The sequence below is a fragment of the Streptococcus suis genome (genome assembly GCF_019856455.1).
GTDB lineage: Bacteria > Bacillota > Bacilli > Lactobacillales > Streptococcaceae > Streptococcus > Streptococcus suis_AE.
This window is the reverse complement of record NZ_CP082205.1, coordinates 619741-640119: the sequence shown is the minus strand read 5'-3', so window position 1 is coordinate 640119 and position 20379 is coordinate 619741. Positions and strand designations below refer to the sequence as shown.

Genomic DNA, 20379 nt, shown 5'->3' with positions numbered 1-20379 from the left:
TAGATTAAATTGCTTTTTCATCCAATCCCATTTTACGTTGAACAAATTTAACAATTTCTACAACGACAACCATGAGACCTGAACCAATAATGGTTACCAACCACTGGGTTGGAGAGAGAACGGATACATGGAAGAAATTGCTAAATCCTGGAACAACGATTGTCGCCATTAACAAAAGGAAAGCAAATGGAATTGACCAGTTGAAGAGTTTATTTTTGAACAAACCAACTGTGAAAATGGACTGATAAACAGACTTAACATTGTATGCATGAACCAGTTGGATCAAACCTAATGTCACGTAAGCCATTGTCAAAGCATCTGCATGGATTTCTTCATAAATGCTGTGTTCTGGGTAAAGCAGGGCAAATCCATAGACACCCAATACCAAAGCGGTCTGTAGAATACCTTGATAGATGATAGAGCTAAGGACACCACCTGAGAAGAAGCTTGAATTGCGTCCACGAGGTTTGTGTGTCATAATACCTGGTTCAGCAGGCTCAACACCAAGAGCGATAGCTGGAAGAGTGTCTGTTACCAAGTTAATCCAAAGGAGATGAACTGGCTCCAATACGTCCCAACCAAAGAGGGTTGCAAGGAAGATACACAATACTTCTGCCGTGTTAGCAGACAAGAGGTACTGGATGGTTTTTTGGATGTTTGAAAAGACCTTACGTCCTTCTTCAACCGCCACAATGATAGTTGCAAAGTTGTCATCTGCAAGGACCATATCAGAGGCACCTTTCGAAACTTCCGTACCAGTGATACCCATACCGATACCGATGTCGGCTGTCTTAAGTGATGGCGCATCGTTAACACCGTCACCAGTCATGGCAACAACCTTGCCATCATTTTGCCAAGCCTTAACGATACGAACCTTATGTTCTGGAGATACACGAGCGTATACCGAGTATTGTTTGAAGACTTTTTGGAACTCTTCATCCGTCAATTCGTTGAGTTCTGCACCTGTAAATACATGGTCTTCTGTGTCATTCGGATCAATGATACCAAGACGCTTGGCAATCGCCTCAGCTGTATCTTGGTGGTCCCCTGTAATCATGATTGGACGGATACCCGCTTCCTTAGCGACACGAACAGCTTCTGCCGCTTCAGGACGCTCAGGGTCAATCATACCAACCAAACCTGAGAAGACAAGGTCGTTTTCAACAACGTCAGATTCCAACTCAGGAATAGCATCTACATACTTGTAAGCCATCATCAAGACACGAAGGGCTTGTTTAGCCAAGGACTTGTTGGTTGTCAAGATTGCTTCTTTATCCGCATCGGTAATCGGACGGATTGTACCGTTTTCTTCAATTTGCGTTACACGTTTGAGCAATTGGTCTGGAGCACCTTTAACAGCTACAAAGTAGTTTCCAGCAGCTTGTTGGTGAACAGTTGACATTAATTTACGTGTTGAGTCGAATGGCAATTCAGCCACACGAGGCTCAGATACCAAGACTTCACGAACGTCAAAGTTTTGATCCAAACCAAACTGAACAAGAGCCGTTTCAGTTGGGTCACCAATCAATTTACCAGTTGGGTCAACCTTTGTATCGTTGGCAAAGTTCATAACACGAAGCGTTGTATTGCTTGCATCCAAAGCTTCTTTAGCATCCACCAATTGACCGTTTGTATAAACTTTTTCAACAGTCATCTGGTTCATAGTCAAAGTACCAGTCTTATCTGATGCGATGATTTCAGTTGAACCAAGTGTTTCAACAGCAGGCAACTTACGGATGATCGAGTTACGCTTAGCCAAGACCTGTGTACCAAGCGAAAGAACAACTGTAACAATAGCTGGCAAACCTTCTGGAATGGCAGCAACCGCAAGAGCTACAGAAGTCATAAGAGCAGGCAAGATACCTTCTCCACGTACGAAGACTGAAACAGCCATCGTTACCGCAGCAATGACAAGAACTGCGTATGTCAAGACCTTAGATAATTGGTGCAAGTTTTGCTTCAATGGTGTATCAGTCTCATCAGCATTAGCAAGCATGCCAGCGATGTGCCCAACCTCTGTGTACATACCTGTATTTGTAACCACACCAAGACCACGGCCGTAAGTAACGTTTGAGTTCTGGTAGGCCATGTTGACACGGTCACCAATCGGTGCATCTTCAGCCAAAACTGCTGACAAATCTTTATCAACTGGTACAGACTCACCTGTAAGAGCTGCCTCTTCGATTTTGAGGGAGTTAGCTTCCAACAAACGCATATCGGCAGGGACAACATCACCTGCTTCAAGCAAGACGATGTCACCTGGTACCAAGTCTTTAGAATCAACTTCGACTACATGATTGTCACGAAGCGCACGCGCAACTGGGCTTGACATGTTTTTTAGCGCCTCAATGGCTGCCTCAGCTTGACCCTCTTGATAAACACCAAAGGCAGCGTTCAAGATAACCACGGCTAAGATGATAATGGCATCTGTCAAACCGTGTGAACCTTCTGTAATCACCGTCAAGATTGCTGCTGCAATCAAAATGATAATCATCAAGTCTTTGAACTGATCCAAGAATTTAGCTAAGAGTGTGCGTTTTTCACCCTCATCCAATTCGTTACGACCGTAGTCTGCTAGACGTTTGCTTGCCTCATCACTAGACAAACCGTCCAAAGAAGACCCCATGCTTGACAATACTTGCTCTTCGCTCTGTGTATAAAACAAATCGCGTTTTTGTTCTTTTGACAATTTCCTTCTCCTTCTCGGTCCCTTTTTTACCTAACAAATAAAAAAGAGACCTGTTTAATGAGAACCTCTCTTCACAGCTCGGCACTTCTATCTAGGGCTAGTTTTCTATCACTCATCTTTATACTCTTCGAAAATCCAACTCAGCCGTTGTTGACTTGAATTGATGAACCTTAGTTCAATCCGCATCGGCATCGCCTAGCCTGACTTTGATTTTCATTGAGTATTAGTTTTTTTAGAAATACAGTCAGTATTCCTTCAAAAAACTGCCTTGATAGACAAAAAACTATCTCTTATCTAAAAATACCTTACTTGCGAAGACAGGTTCTAAAACAAGTCTCGCTATTTAATATATTGCCGGAAACAAGTCGGATTGACGACAATATCACGGAATTTTCCGCTAGCTACTCCCTCGATTTGTTAACTATTATATCAAAAATCCCGAGAAATTCAAGAATATTTTTCTGGAAATAAGAGATTATTTCCACGGGCTAAATTCCCAAAGTAAGTTCTAGTCTGTCTTAAAAACTGGAAATTAGACTGAGACAAAGAAATAAGGTAGAACTTACTATGGGACAAGTTGGTAACTGACAATGAAAAACAAACACTTAACCCTCTCTGATCGCAATGATATTCAAATAGGAATTGAACAACTTAAGCCCTTCTCAGCTATCGCTGTTAAGCTAGGAAAAGATCCGTCCACAATCTCAAAAGAAGTTCGGAGAAATCGAGTGGTTAAAGAAAATTCTGTGACATCCAATTGTGATTCTTGCCCTTTACTCAAAAAGGCTCCCTACGTTTGTAATGCCTGTCCGAAAAAGAGAAGCAACTGCGGATACCAGAAACAGTTCTACTACGCAAAAAGAGCTCAGCTTGATTATGAAGCTAAGCTCTCAGACTCGAGAACGGGTGTTGCACTAAACAAGGAAGAATTCTATCGCATGGATGAGATTGTTTCTGCTGCCATCCAAAAGGGACAACACCTCAACCACATCATCGCCTCAAACGAACTTTCGGCATCCAGAGCTTCTATCTACCGATACCTTGAAAAAGGCTATCTGTCCACAAAGCCCATTGATTTCCCCCGTGTCGTGAAATTCAGAAAGCGGAGAACCAGAAACCTACAACCCATTCCTAAAACTGCCAAAGAAGGGCGGTCTTACGAGGACTTCCAACGCTTTCTCACAGAGAAAGGAAGCAGCTATTGGCTGGAAATGGACACCGTTACTGGACGGATCGGCGGAAAGGTACTTCTCACCTTTAACCTCTCCTTCTGTAACTTTATCTTCGCTCGATTACTTGATAATAAAACAGCTAATGAGGTCGCTAAACATCTCTACGCTATCAAGAATGACCTACATCAGAAAGAGATGGACTTCTGCGAACTATTCCCTGTCATTCTGACCGATAATGGCGGTGAATTCGCTAGAGTGGACGACATCGAAATGGATGTTCGTGGAGAATCTAAGCTATTCTTCTGTGACCCAAATCGTTCTGACCAGAAAGGGAGAATTGAGAAGAATCACACACTTATCAGAGATATTCTTCCTAAAGGAAGTTCGTTTGATAACTTGACACAGGAGGACATCAACCTGGTTTGTTCGCATGTCAACAGCGTCAGACGAGCTTCTTTCAACGGAAAATCCGCCTATGAACTCTTTACATTTACCTACGGTGAGGAATTGGCAACACTTTTGGGAATCTCTAAAATTGACCCTGAGAACGTCATCCAATCACCTCGATTATTGGATAAATAATCGTTAGTTTTTATCAAAAAATAATTTCAAAATAGAAAGGAACTTGTCCCATCCAAAATTCCAGATAGCTAGAACTTACTTTGAGACGTCTCAGAGCCAGTAACTTTAGTGTACTCTTTTTTTCAACATTTTCAACCCTAAAACTCACTATTATCAACATTTTTAGTCAAAAACAGAACTTAGTCTGAGACTAAATTCTGTTGATGTTATGCAGTTTTCTCAAAGTAACTTCTGGAAGGACGGGAACTAGAACTTACTTTGAGAATTTACCATTATTTCCACGAGATTTCCAAATTATAGGAAGTAAAAAGCTGCTGGTTCTCCAATCCCTTTAATTCATATTGCAACTGGACACTTTGATCCGAACGGTTTAATTGGTAACGTTTTGTATCGGTCACAAAATGCTGGATTCCTAACGGCGTAGGAATGGTCACAATAGCTTCTTTACCAGAAATGAATCGCATAATAGACTTTGGAGTGGAAAAACGTGTCATCACTAACTCTTCTTCGTCACATTTTATGACAACTTTTTCAGCTTCATCGTTACTATAAATGAGATAAAGATTCCCATCTTTTTCCTTAACTTCCGCTTGAAATTTCTGATCCACTACCTCAATCTGCCCGTCCAGATCAATTTCATTTCGTAAATGAATATCCATAGTTCCTCCTACTATTTTTTAATCCTAGTAACAAAGGATGAACGAAGCAGAGTAAAGCCTGTATACGCTGCAACGAAGACAATTAAAATTTTCAAATTATTAATATCCAAATTTGATAGGAAGAAAGCGGCTGTCAAAACACCTAGCACCCCACCGACAATGATTCCTGGAACTCCTGGCCAGTTTACTCGTCCTGATTGGATAAACTGCTTGGCACCAGCTGTCATAATCATAGCAGCATTCAACATCATAACTGGAAGAGCAACCGCTGGACTAATTCCCATCAATGAGAAGAAAATTAACTCAGGAGCATAGTTACCCAGTCCCATACTCATCAGCATTCCCACCATAAAATCAAAGGCGATACCAACAGCCAGTTTCCAACCAGTTAAGCCCTTTACTTCATTGGTAAGATCTGCGCCAGGGTTAGTAATCATGCGATAGACCATGAAACAGGCTGCAATAATTAGTAAAATCCCAAGAATTCGTTGAACTTTCTTTGTATCCCATTTTTGAGTTACCTTGGCACCAACAAAGGCACCCGTAAATGCCGCTGCTGCCATAGCAATCAGAGTGACCATATCAACCTCAACTATCGTAATAAACAATAGCGCCTCTACTAAGACTGGTATGATGTGCGCCGTTGTCATGGTCGCAGGAATTTTACGATCGTCTTCCACCAACTTTGTCAGTTTAAACATAGTGGTTGTCGTTGCAAAGGTTCCAATCCCCAAGGTGTCTAGCAAATCAGTAACATAACCTATACCAAATCCTGTCCAAAATTTCTCTTTTAGAGAAATATCGTGCTTTTTAGCATAGGATAGAATTGTGTAAAGCATCCAAAGAATAAGGGCTACAATAAAGACCTGAATAGTTAATAAGATAATTTGATTATTCATCTCTTCATTATACCAAAAGATTCCATTTGGTACATAGCAATATCCTTGTGTTTTAGAAAAATCAGGAATTTATCTCCCTTTTTTGTTATAATGAAACTATGATAGAAAAAGTATTTCGCGATCCAGTTCATAACTATGTACATGTTGATCATGAGCTGATTTATAAACTTATCAATACAAAAGAATTTCAGCGACTACGCCGCATCAAGCAACTAGGGACTACCTCCTATACCTTCCATGGTGGCGAGCATAGCCGCTTTTCGCACTGCCTTGGCACCTACGAAATCGCCAGACGGATTACTCAAAAATTTGAAGACAAGTATCCACAAATCTGGGATACAAATGAGTCCCTACTGACCATGGTTGCTGCGCTACTCCATGATGTCGGACACGGAGCCTATTCTCATACCTTCGAGCGTCTATTTGATACAGACCATGAGGAAATGACCTGTGCTATTATTACTAGTCCAGAAACGGAAATCAATGCTCTGTTGAAACAAGTTTCACCTGAGTTTCCAGACAAGGTTGCTAGTGTTATCAAACACACCTATCCAAATAAACAGGTCGTTCAACTCATTTCAAGCCAGATTGATGTTGACCGGATGGATTATCTATTACGAGATTCCTACTTCACAGGTGCGAACTATGGTGAATTTGACCTAACTAGGATATTACGTGTCATTCGCCCGACAGAAAATGGAATTGCCTTCAAAGAATCTGGTATGCATGCAGTAGAAGACTACGTTCTCAGCCGCTACCAGATGTATATGCAAGTCTATTTTCATCCAGCAAGCCGCTCTATGGAAGTCCTATTGCAGAATTTACTCAATCGTGCCAAACTACTATATACTAGTGAACAGGAGTTTTTTGCACGAACTTCACCTCGGCTATTACCTTTTTTTGAGCATCGTATCCGTCTAACCGACTACCTCAGTCTTGATGATGGAGTTATGAATACTTACTTTCAATCATGGATAGATGGACCAGATCGTATTTTATCTGACTTAGCCCAGCGCTATATCAATAGGAAAGTGCTCAAATCCATCACTTTCAAGGCCGAAGAAGAGGAAGCTTTGGACCGCCTGCGTAGCCTGGTCGCAGATGTCGGGTTCGACCCAGAATACTATACTGCTATTCACCACAACTTTGATTTGCCGTATGACATTTACCGACCGAATGCAGAAAAGAAACGGACTCAAATTGAGATTTATCGCAAAGATGAAACCTTGGTAGAACTATCCTCTCTATCACCAATTGTCCATTCCTTATCAGGCACAATCCATGGCGATAGCCGCTTCTATTTCCCAAAAGAAATGTTAGAAGAAACAGGGATTTTCGCACCTCAAATAGCTGATTTTAACAGCCACATACATAACGATCATTTTATAATTGGAGAATCAAATGAGCATTAAACTTGTCGCCATCGATATTGATGGTACACTACTAAATAGTCAACACCAAATTACAGCTGAAGTACACTTAGCAATCCAAGAAGCAAAAAAAGCAGGCGTTAAAATTGTTATTGCTACTGGTCGCCCCATTTCCGGTGTTCAAGCAATTTTAGAAGAACTCAATCTTACAGAAGCAGGTGACTACGTCATCACTTTTAACGGTGGCTTAGTCCAAGATGCAGCAACTGGTGAGGATATTGTCAAAGATACCTTGACTTATGAGGATTATCTCGACATCGAATCTGCTGCCCGTAAACTCAAGCTCCCAATGCATGCCAGCACCAAGGAAGGTATCTATACTGCCAACCGTAACATCGGTAAATACACCATTTACGAATCCACACTAGTAAGTGCACCCATTTTCTATCGCACTCCTGAAGAAATGGCTGACAAGGAAATCATCAAAACAATGATGGTTGATGAGCCAGAAATTCTTGATGCTGCTATTCCACTTCTACCGACCAGCTTGACTGAGAAGTACAACGTAGCAAAATCAGCACCATTTTATTTGGAAATCACCCCTAAAACTGTTAACAAGGGACAAGCTATCATTCATCTAGCTGAGAAGCTTGGACTAACAATGGATCAAACCATGGCCATCGGTGACCAAGAAAATGACCGTCCAATGTTGGAAGTTGTTGGTAATCCTGTTGTCATGGAAAACGGAAATCCTGAATTGAAGAAAATCGCCAAATACATTACGAAGTCAAATGATGAGAGCGGTGTAGCCCACGCTCTTAGAGAATGGGTACTGAAATAGCCTCTTAAAATATCAAAAAAAGCATCGAATTCAAAATCCGATGCTTTTTGTTATTAGAAGTTCAACAAAGCCAAGAAACTTTCTGCTTCAAGTGATGCACCACCAACTAGCGCACCGTCAACGTCTGGACATGCCATGTATTCAGCAACGTTTGATGGGTTTACAGAACCACCGTATTGAACGCGAACTTTGTCTGCAACTTCTTGACCAAAGTCAGCAGCAACAACGTCACGGACAGCTTTACACATGTTTTGTGCATCGTCTTTAGTAGCTGATTTACCAGTACCGATTGCCCAGATTGGCTCGTAAGCAATAACAAGTGATGCTACTTGTTCAGCAGTCAAGTCTTTCAAAGCTGCAGAAACTTGTGCACCTACAAATTCTACTGCTTTGCCAGCTTCGTAAGTTTCAAGTGACTCACCACAACAGATGATTGGAGTCAAACCGTTACGGAAGATTGCATGAGCTTTTTTATTAATATCTTCATCAGTTTCGTGGAAGTAATCACGACGCTCTGAGTGACCGATAACAACATAGTTAACACCCATTTCAGCCAATACTTTTGGAGATGTTTCACCAGTGAAGGCACCAGCATCTTCAAAGTAGCAGTTTTGAGCAGCAACTTTCAATTCAGAATCTTTAGCGAACCATAAGAGAGCGTTCAAATCTACAGCTGGAGCTGCGATAGCCGCTTCAATTTTGTCTCCTGCAGGCAATTTTCCTGCAATTGCCTCAACGAAAGCTTGTGCTTCTTGAGGATTTTTGTTCATTTTCCAGTTACCGGCAATGATTGGTTTACGTGACATTTCACTTACCTCTTCTATATTTATTGTACAAGGTACATTATAGCATAAACTTAGCTAAGATTAAAGAATTTCTGTGCATTTTATGAATACTTACAGAAAAACTCTCTACCCGAAAGTAGAGAGTTACAATTAAGTTGTCTGACTATAATTGTTATTTCTGGGAACTCAATCGAATTAAGCTTCGATTTCTGTAACCATACCTGAACCAACAGTACGTCCACCTTCACGGATAGAGAAAGTAGTACCTTGTTCAACGGCGATTGGGTGGATCAATTCAACGGCGATAGTAACGTTATCACCAGGCATTACCATTTCAGTACCTTCTGGCAATTTGATTGAACCAGTTACGTCAGTTGTACGGAAGTAGAACTGTGGACGGTAGTTGTCGAAGAATGGAGTGTGACGTCCACCTTCTTCTTTAGTAAGGATGTAAACTTCACCTTTGAATTTAGTGTGTGGGTTGATAGAACCTGGTTTAGAGATAACTTGACCACGTTCGATTTCATCACGTTGTACACCACGAAGAAGCACACCAACGTTATCGCCGGCAAGACCTTCGTCAAGTTGTTTACGGAACATTTCAACACCAGTAACAACTGCTTTAGATTTTTCTTCTTGAAGACCAACGATTTCGATTTCATCGTTGACACGAACAGTACCACGGTCGATACGTCCTGAAGCTACAGTACCACGACCAGTGATTGAGAATACGTCCTCGACTGGAAGCAACAATGGTTTGTCAGTGTCGCGTTCTGGTTCTGGAATGTACTCATCAACAGTGTTCATCAATTCCATAACGATGTCTTCGTACTTAGTGTCACCTTCAAGGGCTTTAAGAGCTGAACCTTGGATAACTGGAAGATCATCACCTGGGAAATCGTATTCTGAAAGAAGGTCACGGATTTCCATTTCAACCAACTCAAGCAATTCTTCATCGTCAACCAAGTCAACTTTGTTCATGAAGACGATAAGGTGTTTAACACCAACCTGACGTGAAAGAAGGATGTGCTCACGAGTTTGTGGCATTGGACCGTCAGTTGAAGCTACTACAAGAATCGCACCGTCCATCTGAGCAGCACCAGTGATCATGTTTTTAACGTAGTCCGCGTGTCCTGGAGCGTCGATGTGAGCATAGTGACGTTTTTCAGTTTCGTACTCAACATGTGCAGTGTTGATAGTGATACCGCGTTCGCGTTCTTCTGGAGCAGCATCGATAGACGCATAGTCTTTTGGTTGGTTAACTGATGAAGGCAAGCGACGTGCCAATACAGTTGTGATAGCTGCTGTCAAAGTAGTTTTACCGTGGTCAACGTGTCCAATTGTACCAATGTTAACGTGGGGTTTACTACGATCGTATTTTTCTTTTGCCATTTTGGTAAAAGCCTCCAATAAAATATATTTTATAGATAGACAGTAGGCAATACAGTCTAACTTTACCTTACTATTCTATCAAATTGTGGCAGAATTGCAAGCATTTTCTATCGTTTTTTATTTTATCCATTTTCTGCAAGGGCTATTAGCTTCGCTCATAACTTTTTTATCATCCCATTTTAACCTATTACTCAACTAAAAACGCCTCACTTCCATAGGGATATTGATGTTACCATAACTACAAGGTGCCACAAATACGAGACTACTGCGACAGACCTTTCTCCATTCAGTCATCCTACGACTCCCTGGCAAGCCTCTTGCTATAGGTGTAGAAAATATATTGACTATTTTCACTTACTGATGCAGTTGATAATAAGGCTGAATAGGAATGGACGCGCCAATACTAGAAGAATAAATCCAGTCCTTGCCTTCCAACTGAGCAAAGTCTTCTGCTTTTCCTGTTAGGATAATGCCTGCAAATTCTAGCTTATCAATCTCTTCTTGTTTAGAGAAGTCCGTTTTACCAAATTTGTCCAAGAAAGTTTTGACATCTGTAACGAGTGCGTATTCCCCTATATAATGATTATATTGTTCTGCTATTTTTCTCATCGGTGTTAAAGGATTCCATGTCGCTGCCTCTGCTGGTAATTCAGCATCTGGTTCATAAACCTTTAGAGCCTCTCCTTGAAAACCAAACAACTGATCAATGCGAAAATCAGCTGTGTTCTTCTTAGAAGCTGTTCCGATCCAGTACCAATTCTTTTTTAAATTTTGAGGAAGCATGGTCTGCAAGTCTCCAAAACTATATTTTTTATCAAAAGTGATGGCTACTTCTACTAGCTGATTGGACATGTTTTTCACTAGAGAAAGTTCTTGACTGGGAACAGTTGCAAAGTCATCTGTGTCAACTTTCTCCGTATTATAGAAGAGAGGGAGTTTTGACCAGGTTTGACGATCATAGGCAATTTCTCCCTTATAAGAAGGTTCATCCTGAGAAAAGTTCAAATACGTTCCCAACCAATCATAGTGGTATTCATAGTCACCAAAGGCAACTGGAACCCCTGCCAAGTCTTTGTGGCGATCTGCATGGACAGCTCCAGCAAATAGAGAGGTCGCTTTATAATAGTAGGTTGAGTATTCAATGTTTGGATAGGCAACTTGTGACAATAATTCGTGTTCTTGATAGATTTTTTCACCATTATTGGCAGTCAAAATCTGCAAGGTCTTCAAGGTCGCTCCCGTTATCAGCAAGAGCCCTAATATAGATAGACCAACTGTTTTCCATAAGTGTTTTTTCTTACTTTTCTTTGTTGCAATTTCAAAAGTTTTCATATTCATACCCTTTCTCTTTTAAGTTTTTTGCTAGAAGTTTTCGACCGCGGTAAAGATTGATTTTCACCAAACTCTGACTATATCCTAAGATATGCGCAATCTCTTTGACACTCATATCCTGAAAATAGTAAAGGTCAATGACATGCTGATACTTGGCTGGCAGGTCTGCTACTGCCTGATATAGTTCTTCATAACCATCTTGGTCATAAACCAATACTTGCTCGCTAGTAAAAAATTCCCTTTGTAGAATTTCATGATAGTGCTTGTCCCTCCTATATTTGTCGATGTAGGCTCTAACTGCCGAACGATAAAGCCAGGCTCGTAATTTATCAAAAGGAAGGACAAGTTCTGCTTCTAAAATTTTCACCAGTACATCCTGGGCTATATCCTGGCTGTCTGCAAATGTGGCGCCTGATTTTTGCAGGTAGTAGGAAATCTCCTCGGCAATGCCGATGACTTCTTTTTCATATTCATCCAATTTGATGCCCATCTCCTCCTTTCACTAATAAAACGAATGAAATTCAATTTGGTTACAATTTTTTAAAAACATTATATCCTTTACAGTATTAAAAAAGCAACCTCCGAAGAAGTTGCTTAAATAAGATTAACCAGAATTTCGCAAACCTGTTGCCACACCGTTGATGGTAATATGAATGAGATTCTCTTGTTCTTTGCTCAATTCTCCACGACGAAGACGATGAATTAATTCAATCTGAATATAGTTGAGCACATTGAAATAAGGCATGCGATAATCAAGACTGGCTTTTAGGAACGGTAGTTCTGCTAAAAGCTCATCATTTTGCTCGATTGACAAAATAATTTCTTTGGTCAACTGCCACTCATCTAAAATGACATGGAAGATATTTCGTACCTCTTCGCTTTCACACATTTTAGCATATTCAAATGCGATATTCATATTGGATTTAGACAATACCATATCCACGTTTGATAGAAGTGAACGGAAGAATGGCCAGGATTCGTACATTTTTTGTAACTTAGACAAATTATCAGGGTGCTTATCAATAAAGCGTTTGAAACTTGAACCAACTCCATACCAACCTGGCAACATGACACGGTTTTGTGACCAAGAGAATACCCATGGAATCGCACGCAAACCACCGATTTCTGTGATGGTTTTTCGAGCCGCTGGACGTGAGCCAATGTTCAGGCTTGATACTTCACGAATTGGACTAGCGGCAAAGAAATAATCATAAAAATGTGGATTATTGAACACAAGATCTCTATATATACGATAGCTATCTGATACAATTTCATCCATGGTTTCGCGATAGCCATCGATTTCATTTGGATCGGTAATCATTTGTGTAACCATACGGTCAAGCGTTGCAGATACCAGCATTTCTAAATTATAGTAGGCTGCGTCTTTGTTACCGTATTTATTGCCTATCACTTCGCCTTGTTCTGTCAAACGAAGCCGGTCCTTGATGGAACCAAATGGCTGAGATGTAATCGCATCGTAGGAAGGACCACCACCACGACCAACAGTCCCTCCACGACCGTGGAAGAAGGTGATGTTTACTCCGTAGTCTTGACCAATTTGCGTCAATTCATTCTGTGCTTTGTAGAGTGTCCAGCCGGAGGATAGGTAGCCACCATCCTTGTTGGAATCTGAGTAGCCAAGCATGATTTCTTGGTAGTATTTATTGCCTGCAATCCAACGTTTCGCTAAATCTAATTGCAGATATTGACGCATGGTATCAGGTGCATTATCTAAGTCCTCGATTGTCTCAAAAAGTGGAACAATCTGAACACGGGCCTTATCGACATCTACTAGACCAACTTCTTTTAATAGGACAGCTAATTCCAGTAAATCAGAAACACTCTCCGAGTGTGAAATAATATGTTGCTTGATGATCTCCTCACCTAGCTTATCTTTCAATTCACGCGCAGCAGCAAAGATGGCCAATTCTTTTTCTAATTGTTCTGACTTTGGCATGTGCGTTGCAGAAAGAATGCGTGGATCAGTTTCCAACTGTTTCAAAAGAACATGGCATTTAGCTTCCTCAGATAAACTGGAGTAGTCTTCTACGATACGGGCAGAGGCCAATAGCTCCGCAACACTTGCTTCATGAATAGAAGAGTCTTGGCGCATATCGATACTAGCTAGGTAGAAACCAAACGCTTCGACCGCTTCAAGTAATTCTGTAAAATCACCTTTCAATAGCGCCATTGATTTATTTTCGACCAAAGATTGTTTGATGGCTAATAAATCAGCTTTAAACTCGGCTACATTACTATAGCGAACATCTGACGGCTTATTGTGAACTAGATAATCTCTTGTATTTGCAAGTTTCATCTGAATATAGTGAAAAGCACGACGATAAGGCTCATTTTCACGGTAGACAGAACTATCTTCAGATAAATCCGCCAGCATCTTAACCGCTGTAGATACATTTACAATGGAAGTTGAGAGCGAAAAATTCCGATAGAGTTTATAGAGTTGCTCATCGTAATAATTCATAATAACTTCACACTGAGTCAAGGCAGACAGCTTCAAGGTCTCTGCAGTAACAAATGGATTTCCATCACGGTCTCCCCCAATCCACATACCCATTGTAATTGGACGAGGATTATTTAAGACGATTCCTTTCTCAGCGGCCAAACGTTTGTATTCCCGCTGCAGCTTAGTGACAGCCTTAATAAAGGAAGAATTGTAATACTCCATAACGTTTGTGATTTCATTGGTTACCTTCAACTTCTTCTCACGAATCATATCCGTCTGCATGATAATTTCAATGTAACAACGGAGCTCATCTTCCCATTTGTTTTTATTGAGCAAGCCCAATTTTACATCGCGATAACGACGAAGCAACTCATGAATATGCTTGGTTAAATCAAGCATAGACTGGCGTTGAACCTGAGTAGGATGGGCTGTCAAGACTGGAACAACATTCAACTTTTCAAGGATTTCAGCTGCATTTTCTTGTTTGGAAACCATATCAATTGTTGTTGAAATCTTACCAAGATAATCTTGATCAATATTGTTTTGATGGTTGATTTCATAGGCCAAGTCAACATCTTCTGATATATTAATCAAAAGTGGCAAAACAGCAAAGTATCTAGAAATAACTGCTAGTTCATCATTATTCAACTGACTGATAATAGCAATCAATGCCTGATAATCATCCTGACGAGACAATTGAGATAATTCTACAATTTTAGCAAAAGTCTCTGCAGGCATCATTTGGGCTGCTACTTCTTCCAAAATAGATGTTAGAATCGTTACTTCTTCACGGATTGCTTCCTTGTTGTTATAGTTTTCTAATTTTTGAATAGCCATCTCCTACCTCTTTCCTATCTCTAAATTAGCGTACGCTCTATTTCTTCTTCAATTAATCGACGTTTTTCACTAGCATCAATATTCAAAACAAACCCTATCCCGATGGAAATAATCAAAAGACTCGATCCACCCTGTGACAAGAAGGGGAAAGTTACCCCCGTTGCAGGAATAATTCCTGAAATTCCTCCGATATTGACAAATGTTTGAATCAGAAGCATACCAGCCATTCCAAGTGCCATCATCGCATTAAATGGACTACGAGCACGGACGCCTACAATAATAATTCGAATAATCAAAAAGAACAATATGGCTAGAATTAAACTAGCTCCGACAAAACCGAGCTCTTCAATGACAATCGAAAACGCAAAGTCGTTGTGGGCCTCTGGTAGATACCCCTTTTTCTCAATCGAATTTCCCAAGCCACGTCCAAGCCATCCACCGTTACTCATCGCATAGTAAGAATGAGTCAATTGAAGACCTGAGTTGGTGGCATTACCAAATGGATCAAAATAGGCCGCGAATCGACGAGCAATATAACCAAAGAGCGGAATTTTTTCCACCGTTTCTACACCCAAAATACGAATCGTCCCTAAAATAACTGTTGAGGCGGCTACAATTCCCAAAACCGCTGTTGAAAACCAGCGATAGGCAATCCCACTCACACTAATCATCACGACCATAATCAGCACAATAATCGTCGCATTTCCCAAGTCTGGCAGTGTCGCAACTAGACCAAGGAGGAGCAGACTGACCACCCGCCAATCTGTAAACTCTTTCGGAATCCAACTTCCTTTAATCAACGATACATAGTCATAAGTTCGAATATCCGCCTGTTGTTTTGCAAACTCATGTGCCAGATACCAAATGATAATTAATTTCAAATATTCTGCCGGCTGCAAGGTTCCTGCGATTGGCAGAGGAATCCAGCCATGAGCCCCCTTAATCGGAGGAAACAACCGAGAAATAGCCAACAGAAATACTTCTACCAAAATAACCGAATAGATAACGGCTTTCTTGCGTAAAAAACTTAATTTCATACGATAAATCGTATAGATTGCTACCAAGCTGACAATCCAGAATCCTGCCTGGTTAATCACTGTTCTAAATGGATTTCTACCATTAATAATTTGCGTAGCACTGGTTGTCGAATAGACCATGACCAACCCAATCACCGATAAGATGAGATAGGGAATCAGTATGGAGTAATTCAACAACTGACGTTTGTCAATCTTCATTGCTTATCCAACCTTCTTCGAGTATAGCTCTTATTATAGCATACTTTGTATAAAAATACTTATCACTTTCTAAGTTGCTCTGCAAACATTCGGAACTAACTTTTGTCGACAAGAAAAAGGCCGAAGCCTTTCATATCTATTCAAATGTTTCAAGATAAAATTCAATTTCATCCCCATTCGCAACTGTAAGGTCTTTCGCCCCTTTATCAGCCATTTGGCCATTAACTTTATACATCCAGTATGTATTGGTACTCGCATCTTGGCTAACACCATCAATTTCTGTTATCAAACCATTGTCTTCTACAATGTCATGATGTTCTTTAAGTACATCCATGACACTATCACCTTCTTCCGCAGTAACTTCCTGACGATTCTCTTTGTCCTTGGTTGTAATCTGTAAAGTGACTTCGATAGCCGAGTCACTCTGTTTCTCAGTAGTGTTTGTACAAGCAGCCAAGAAGAGCGAGAAGACAACCATCAACATAATACTAATTTTTTTCATTTATAAAATCTCCTAAAAATATAATCGATAATTGGATAAAACAAAACTGTTGAAGCAGCGTGTAAACCATCAAAGACTAGACCATTAAGCCAAAAGACGATAGGGGAAGTCCCAAACTGTGTAGCAGATAAAAAACTTATCGTTAGCCCATACAAAAAGACAAGAATCCCCGCCAGAAGACTCTGTAGCCACAAGGGAATGTTCTCTTTTTTGATAAAAGGACCGATTGCCAACCACCATATAAATTGGATAAAAGCAAAACTAAGAACTTGCCACAAAACAACTGTGCCAAATCCAAAAAGCAAGCCACTCCCTACCATCACTAGTATCATCAATATCCAGCTCTCCAGCAAACTGAAATAGGACAGAACAATGAGGAAAATAGCCGTGAGAGGCTTTATATTGGGAAATGGCCCAAAAACCACCCTTAAAACAATCGTCAAAGAGGACAGAACAACTAGCTGACTAACACGTCTTACTTTTTCACTTTTGTCATGCATACCAATTTAGCCTACCCTATTCCCTTTATTATGTCAAGTTCAGATAATCTTTTACTATTTCTTGAATCGTATTTTTTTGATTTTTTCATGATTTTACGGTAGAATTGAGGAGATGAGAAAGAAACTAAATCCGATGATTGTTGTTGTTTTTTTCCTATCCTTCTTTGCTCTTATTTTCATCACTGGGGTGACTGGAAATACTGTAAATAAGACGGAGGTAGCTAACGAACCCGCAGTCAAACAATCAAACACCAGTACAAGTTCTAAAACAACAAATTCTAGTTCAAGTTATTACATTGCAAATGCGCTCGAAATGAAACCTATCATCGACGTTTCTGCTTGGCAGAGACCGTCTGAAATTGACTACGATACCCTTAGCAAAAACATTTCTGGCGCAATCATTCGTATTCAAAGTGGATCACACACTAAAAACGAAAATACTGCGACTGATAAAAATGGGTTAGATAAATCCTTTGATACCCATATTAAAGAATTTCAAGCAAGAAATATCCCTGTTGCTGTCTATGCCTATGTCACGGGAAATAGTATTGAGAACATGCGAGAGGAAGCTCGAAGCTTTTATAAGGCCGCAAATAAGTACAAGCCAACCTTCTATTGGTTAGACGTCGAAGAATATACCATGGATGATATGAATGCTGGAGTGGAGGCTTTTCGAAAAGAGTTAGAAACTCTCGGTGCTAAAAACATTGGAATTTACGTCGGAACCTATTTCATGGAAGACCACAGCATCAATGTGGATAAATTTGACGCCATTTGGATTCCTACATACGGTAATGATTCTGGCTACTACAATGCTGCTCCAAATACTGACTTGGACTACGATCTTCACCAATATACCTCACGTGGTTATGTAAACGGCTTTGAGCACCACCTAGACCTCAACATTATTACTACCCTGAAGGATCCTAATGAAGTTTATCAGAAACTATTTACAACACCTGAATAAAATGTTATAATCTCACTAATTACATATACACAAAGGAGTGCTTCGGCTGAGATCGCAACTGCGAAATCCTCGAACCTGATCTAGTTAACACTAGCGTAGGAATTGTGTGCTTTATAGAATGATACTATACTCTGCTATAAACACTCCTTTGTTCACTGTCTACAAAGGAGTATTTTTATGTCCACATCAAAATTGTCCATCCTAGCTGAAGTCGCTATCTTTTCTGCAATTGCCCTCGTCTTTGACAAAATCCCGCTCTTTACAATGCCCCAAGGTGGATCTGTGTCTTTAGTCATGCTTCCAATCTTACTGCTTGCTCTACGCCACGGACTAGGGGTAGGGGTTCTTACTGGTGGTATTGTCGGAACCATTCAACTTTTCTACGGTGGCTACTTCCTAAACGTTTTTCAAGTTTTTCTTGACTACGTACTTTCTTACGCCGGAATTGGTTTAGCAGGTTTAGTGGCACCCACCCTATCCAAACAAAAAGATCTTAAAAATGCTACTCTCACCATTACTCTGGCTAGTTTTCTAGGAGGAAGCATCCGATTGGTAGCCACCTTCTTATCAGGAATTATTTTCTACGCAGACTATGCCCCAGCTGGTACCCCTGTCTGGTTCTATTCCTTTACCTACAATATCAGCTATATTCTTCCTTCCACTGCAATTGCCTCTATTCTGCTCATCTTACTCTACAAAGCAAGACCAGGTTTTTACAATCTTTAACCAAAACTGCCTGCTGGATTTTATCTAACAGGCAGTCTTTTTAATTATTTTTACTTGCTTTATGCTATAATAGGAACGTTATAATACATTTTGGAGGAAATTATGGCTTCTTGGATTTCAAGAATTATTAAAGGTATGATTATCACACTCGGCTTTATCTTACCTGGTGTTTCAGGGGGGGTACTCGCTGCTATCCTTGGAATTTACGAACGACTAATTGGATTTTTAGCAAATATTCGAAAAGATTTCAAGGAAAACTTTCTTTATTTTGTTCCTGTAGGAATTGGTGGAATTTTGGGAATCGCACTTTTCTCTTTCCCTGTAGAATTTTTATTGCAACATTTCCAAGTCCCAGTTTTGTGGGCATTTGCGGGAGCAATCGTGGGAACTATTCCTAGCCTACTTAAAGAATCAACTCAAAAGAGCAAACGAGACAGCATTGATTTAGCTTGGTTGATTGGAACATTCATTATTTCTGGCCTCCTACTTTACAATTTGAGCGATCTTGTCGGGACACTTCCAGCTACTTTTGCTAGTTTTGTATTGGCAGGTGCCTTGATTGCTTTAGGGGTACTTGTTCCTGGACTCAGCCCTTCAAACTTACTATTGATTTTGGGTATCTACACACCCATGCTCAATGGTTTCAAATCACTTGATTTATTCGGTACCTTCCTACCAATCGCAATCGGTGGCGTTCTTGCAATGGTGGCTTTTTCAAAAGCAATGGACCACGCTCTGAAAGTATACCATTCACGTGTTTATCACTTTATTATTGGTATCGTCTCATCATCCACTCTTCTGATTCTGATTCCACAAGCAAGTAATAAAGAGTCTATTTCCTATGCTGGAGCGAACTTTGTTACATGGATTGCTGCTATTGTCCTATTTATACTAGGAGCATGGTTAGGGCTTTGGATGAGTAAACTTGAGGAAAAATATAAATAATGGCAAAAAAGGTTAAAATAAAGAAAACCTTGGTGGACCAAATATTGGACAAGGCTAAGATCAATCATGATAGCCTTGTTTTAAATGCCTTCGAAGGTCAACTTCCACCAGGAATTGAAGAACACGAAATTTACAAAACACTGGCATTAACTGGAGATAAAACTGGACCAATTATCGGCATTGTTCCAATCACAAAACACCTGTCTGAGAAAAAATTAGCCAAGATCTCAGGCAATAAAAAAGTCAGCATGATTCCACAAAAGAACTTGGAAAAAACAACTGGCTACGTCCACGGCGCAACAATCCCGTGGGTATTCGTCAGAAGCATAATCTCCCAATCTACATTGGTCAATCTGCCCTTGAACTCGGTCACTTGATTGTCTCTGCTGGTGAAATTGGTCGCTCGATTCGAATTGACAGTCAGGTATTAGCTGATTTTGTAAAAGCTGACTTTGCCGATTTGATTGAGGGGAGGGACTAGA

The 20379-nt window shown here is 40.4% G+C and carries 17 protein-coding genes, 1 pseudogene and 1 riboswitch; of the genes and pseudogenes, 7 read left to right on the top strand and 11 right to left on the bottom strand.

Going from position 1 to position 20379, the window contains the following annotated elements:
* Positions 1–4 precede the first annotated feature (4 nt).
* Positions 5–2689 (bottom strand): cation-translocating P-type ATPase, encoded by a 2685-nt coding sequence (locus tag K6969_RS03240; RefSeq protein WP_171943195.1) that lies wholly within the window; start codon positions 2687–2689, stop codon positions 5–7.
* 590 nt (positions 2690–3279) lie between these two features.
* Between K6969_RS03240 and K6969_RS03235 the strand changes: the two genes are divergently transcribed.
* Complete coding sequence (locus K6969_RS03235) at positions 3280–4443, top strand: IS30 family transposase (RefSeq protein ID WP_321537465.1); 1164 nt, start codon at positions 3280–3282, stop codon at positions 4441–4443.
* Between the two features lie 272 nt (positions 4444–4715).
* On the opposite strand, the gene K6969_RS03230 is transcribed toward K6969_RS03235, so the two are convergent.
* Both K6969_RS03230 and K6969_RS03225 read right to left on the bottom strand, forming a co-directional pair.
* Positions 4716–5102: a DUF1934 domain-containing protein gene (locus K6969_RS03230; RefSeq protein ID WP_029173006.1), complete on the bottom strand. Its 387-nt coding sequence runs from the start codon at positions 5100–5102 to the stop codon at positions 4716–4718.
* Between the two features lie 11 nt (positions 5103–5113).
* Positions 5114–6001 (bottom strand): sulfite exporter TauE/SafE family protein, encoded by an 888-nt coding sequence (locus tag K6969_RS03225; protein WP_099776143.1) that lies wholly within the window; start codon positions 5999–6001, stop codon positions 5114–5116.
* A 98-nt stretch (positions 6002–6099) separates the two neighbouring features.
* On the opposite strand from K6969_RS03225, the gene K6969_RS03220 reads away from it, so the two are divergent.
* On the top strand, positions 6100–7413 hold the full coding sequence (locus tag K6969_RS03220) for an HD domain-containing protein (RefSeq protein WP_024380376.1): 1314 nt from the start codon (positions 6100–6102) through the stop codon (positions 7411–7413).
* Positions 7403–8212, top strand: coding sequence for a sugar-phosphatase (gene yidA / locus K6969_RS03215; protein WP_029173004.1), 810 nt, complete (start codon positions 7403–7405; stop codon positions 8210–8212). The genes K6969_RS03220 and yidA overlap by 11 nt, the downstream gene beginning before the upstream one ends.
* Before the next feature lie 53 nt (positions 8213–8265).
* On the opposite strand, the gene tpiA is transcribed toward yidA, so the two are convergent.
* The 8 genes from tpiA to K6969_RS03175 form a co-directional block, all read right to left on the bottom strand.
* Entirely contained in the window at positions 8266–9018 is a 753-nt protein-coding gene (gene tpiA / locus K6969_RS03210; protein ID WP_004298713.1) for a triose-phosphate isomerase, read from the bottom strand.
* A gap of 174 nt (positions 9019–9192) precedes the next feature.
* Positions 9193–10389: an elongation factor Tu gene (gene tuf, locus K6969_RS03205; RefSeq protein WP_171942661.1), complete on the bottom strand. Its 1197-nt coding sequence runs from the start codon at positions 10387–10389 to the stop codon at positions 9193–9195.
* A 354-nt stretch (positions 10390–10743) separates the two neighbouring features.
* Positions 10744–11727 (bottom strand): anti sigma factor C-terminal domain-containing protein, encoded by a 984-nt coding sequence (locus K6969_RS03200; RefSeq protein WP_050572160.1) that lies wholly within the window; start codon positions 11725–11727, stop codon positions 10744–10746.
* Positions 11708–12211 (bottom strand): RNA polymerase sigma factor, encoded by a 504-nt coding sequence (locus K6969_RS03195; protein ID WP_029173002.1) that lies wholly within the window; start codon positions 12209–12211, stop codon positions 11708–11710. Before K6969_RS03195 ends, K6969_RS03200 begins: the two co-directional genes overlap by 20 nt.
* 114 nt (positions 12212–12325) lie before the next feature.
* Positions 12326–15022, bottom strand: a complete 2697-nt coding sequence (ppc, locus tag K6969_RS03190; protein ID WP_011922076.1) for a phosphoenolpyruvate carboxylase — start codon at positions 15020–15022, stop codon at positions 12326–12328.
* A 20-nt stretch (positions 15023–15042) separates the two neighbouring features.
* Complete coding sequence (gene ftsW / locus K6969_RS03185; protein ID WP_029173001.1) at positions 15043–16257, bottom strand: cell division peptidoglycan polymerase FtsW; 1215 nt, start codon at positions 16255–16257, stop codon at positions 15043–15045.
* A 136-nt stretch (positions 16258–16393) separates the two neighbouring features.
* Positions 16394–16759 carry a DUF4430 domain-containing protein gene (locus K6969_RS03180; protein ID WP_029180342.1) on the bottom strand — a complete coding sequence of 122 codons (366 nt, stop codon included), beginning with the start codon at positions 16757–16759 and terminating at the stop codon, positions 16394–16396.
* Entirely contained in the window at positions 16756–17259 is a 504-nt protein-coding gene (locus K6969_RS03175) for a hypothetical protein (RefSeq protein WP_029174828.1), read from the bottom strand. Before K6969_RS03175 ends, K6969_RS03180 begins: the two co-directional genes overlap by 4 nt.
* A 112-nt stretch (positions 17260–17371) precedes the next feature.
* Here K6969_RS03175 and K6969_RS03170 point away from each other — a divergent pair, with 112 nt between their 5' ends.
* The 4 genes and pseudogenes from K6969_RS03170 (at position 17372) to K6969_RS03155 (ending at position 20378) form a co-directional block, all read left to right on the top strand.
* Positions 17372–18226: a glycoside hydrolase family 25 protein gene (locus K6969_RS03170; RefSeq protein WP_053863550.1), complete on the top strand. Its 855-nt coding sequence runs from the start codon at positions 17372–17374 to the stop codon at positions 18224–18226.
* A gap of 23 nt (positions 18227–18249) precedes the next feature.
* A riboswitch (TPP riboswitch) is annotated at positions 18250–18345 on the top strand.
* 58 nt (positions 18346–18403) lie between these two features.
* On the top strand, positions 18404–18952 hold the full coding sequence (gene thiT, locus K6969_RS03165) for an energy-coupled thiamine transporter ThiT (RefSeq protein ID WP_171942662.1): 549 nt from the start codon (positions 18404–18406) through the stop codon (positions 18950–18952).
* A 102-nt stretch (positions 18953–19054) separates the two neighbouring features.
* Positions 19055–19897 carry a DUF368 domain-containing protein gene (locus K6969_RS03160; RefSeq protein WP_171942663.1) on the top strand — a complete coding sequence of 281 codons (843 nt, stop codon included), beginning with the start codon at positions 19055–19057 and terminating at the stop codon, positions 19895–19897.
* Positions 19897–20378, top strand: a pseudogene (locus K6969_RS03155) (aminoacyl-tRNA deacylase). The gene K6969_RS03160 and the pseudogene K6969_RS03155 overlap by 1 nt, the downstream one beginning before the upstream one ends.
* Position 20379: the final 1 nt, after the last annotated feature.

Excerpts from the sequence above, each read along its gene's own strand:
- tpiA (WP_004298713.1), bottom strand. The coding sequence starts at position 9,018 with ATGTCACGTAAACCAATCATTGCCGGTAACTGGAAAATGAACAAAAAT.
- K6969_RS03230 (WP_029173006.1), bottom strand. The coding sequence starts at position 5,102 with ATGGATATTCATTTACGAAATGAAATTGATCTGGACGGGCAGATTGAG.
- K6969_RS03175 (WP_029174828.1), bottom strand. The coding sequence starts at position 17,259 with ATGCATGACAAAAGTGAAAAAGTAAGACGTGTTAGTCAGCTAGTTGTT.
- K6969_RS03220 (WP_024380376.1), top strand. The coding sequence starts at position 6,100 with ATGATAGAAAAAGTATTTCGCGATCCAGTTCATAACTATGTACATGTT.
- K6969_RS03195 (WP_029173002.1), bottom strand. The coding sequence starts at position 12,211 with ATGGGCATCAAATTGGATGAATATGAAAAAGAAGTCATCGGCATTGCC.
- K6969_RS03200 (WP_050572160.1), bottom strand. The coding sequence starts at position 11,727 with ATGAATATGAAAACTTTTGAAATTGCAACAAAGAAAAGTAAGAAAAAA.
- ftsW (WP_029173001.1), bottom strand. The coding sequence starts at position 16,257 with ATGAAGATTGACAAACGTCAGTTGTTGAATTACTCCATACTGATTCCC.
- K6969_RS03170 (WP_053863550.1), top strand. The coding sequence starts at position 17,372 with ATGAGAAAGAAACTAAATCCGATGATTGTTGTTGTTTTTTTCCTATCC.
- thiT (WP_171942662.1), top strand. The coding sequence starts at position 18,404 with ATGTCCACATCAAAATTGTCCATCCTAGCTGAAGTCGCTATCTTTTCT.
- yidA (WP_029173004.1), top strand. The coding sequence starts at position 7,403 with ATGAGCATTAAACTTGTCGCCATCGATATTGATGGTACACTACTAAAT.
- K6969_RS03235 (WP_321537465.1), top strand. The coding sequence starts at position 3,280 with ATGAAAAACAAACACTTAACCCTCTCTGATCGCAATGATATTCAAATA.
- K6969_RS03160 (WP_171942663.1), top strand. The coding sequence starts at position 19,055 with ATGGCTTCTTGGATTTCAAGAATTATTAAAGGTATGATTATCACACTC.
- tuf (WP_171942661.1), bottom strand. The coding sequence starts at position 10,389 with ATGGCAAAAGAAAAATACGATCGTAGTAAACCCCACGTTAACATTGGT.
- K6969_RS03180 (WP_029180342.1), bottom strand. The coding sequence starts at position 16,759 with ATGAAAAAAATTAGTATTATGTTGATGGTTGTCTTCTCGCTCTTCTTG.
- ppc (WP_011922076.1), bottom strand. The coding sequence starts at position 15,022 with ATGGCTATTCAAAAATTAGAAAACTATAACAACAAGGAAGCAATCCGT.
- K6969_RS03225 (WP_099776143.1), bottom strand. The coding sequence starts at position 6,001 with ATGAATAATCAAATTATCTTATTAACTATTCAGGTCTTTATTGTAGCC.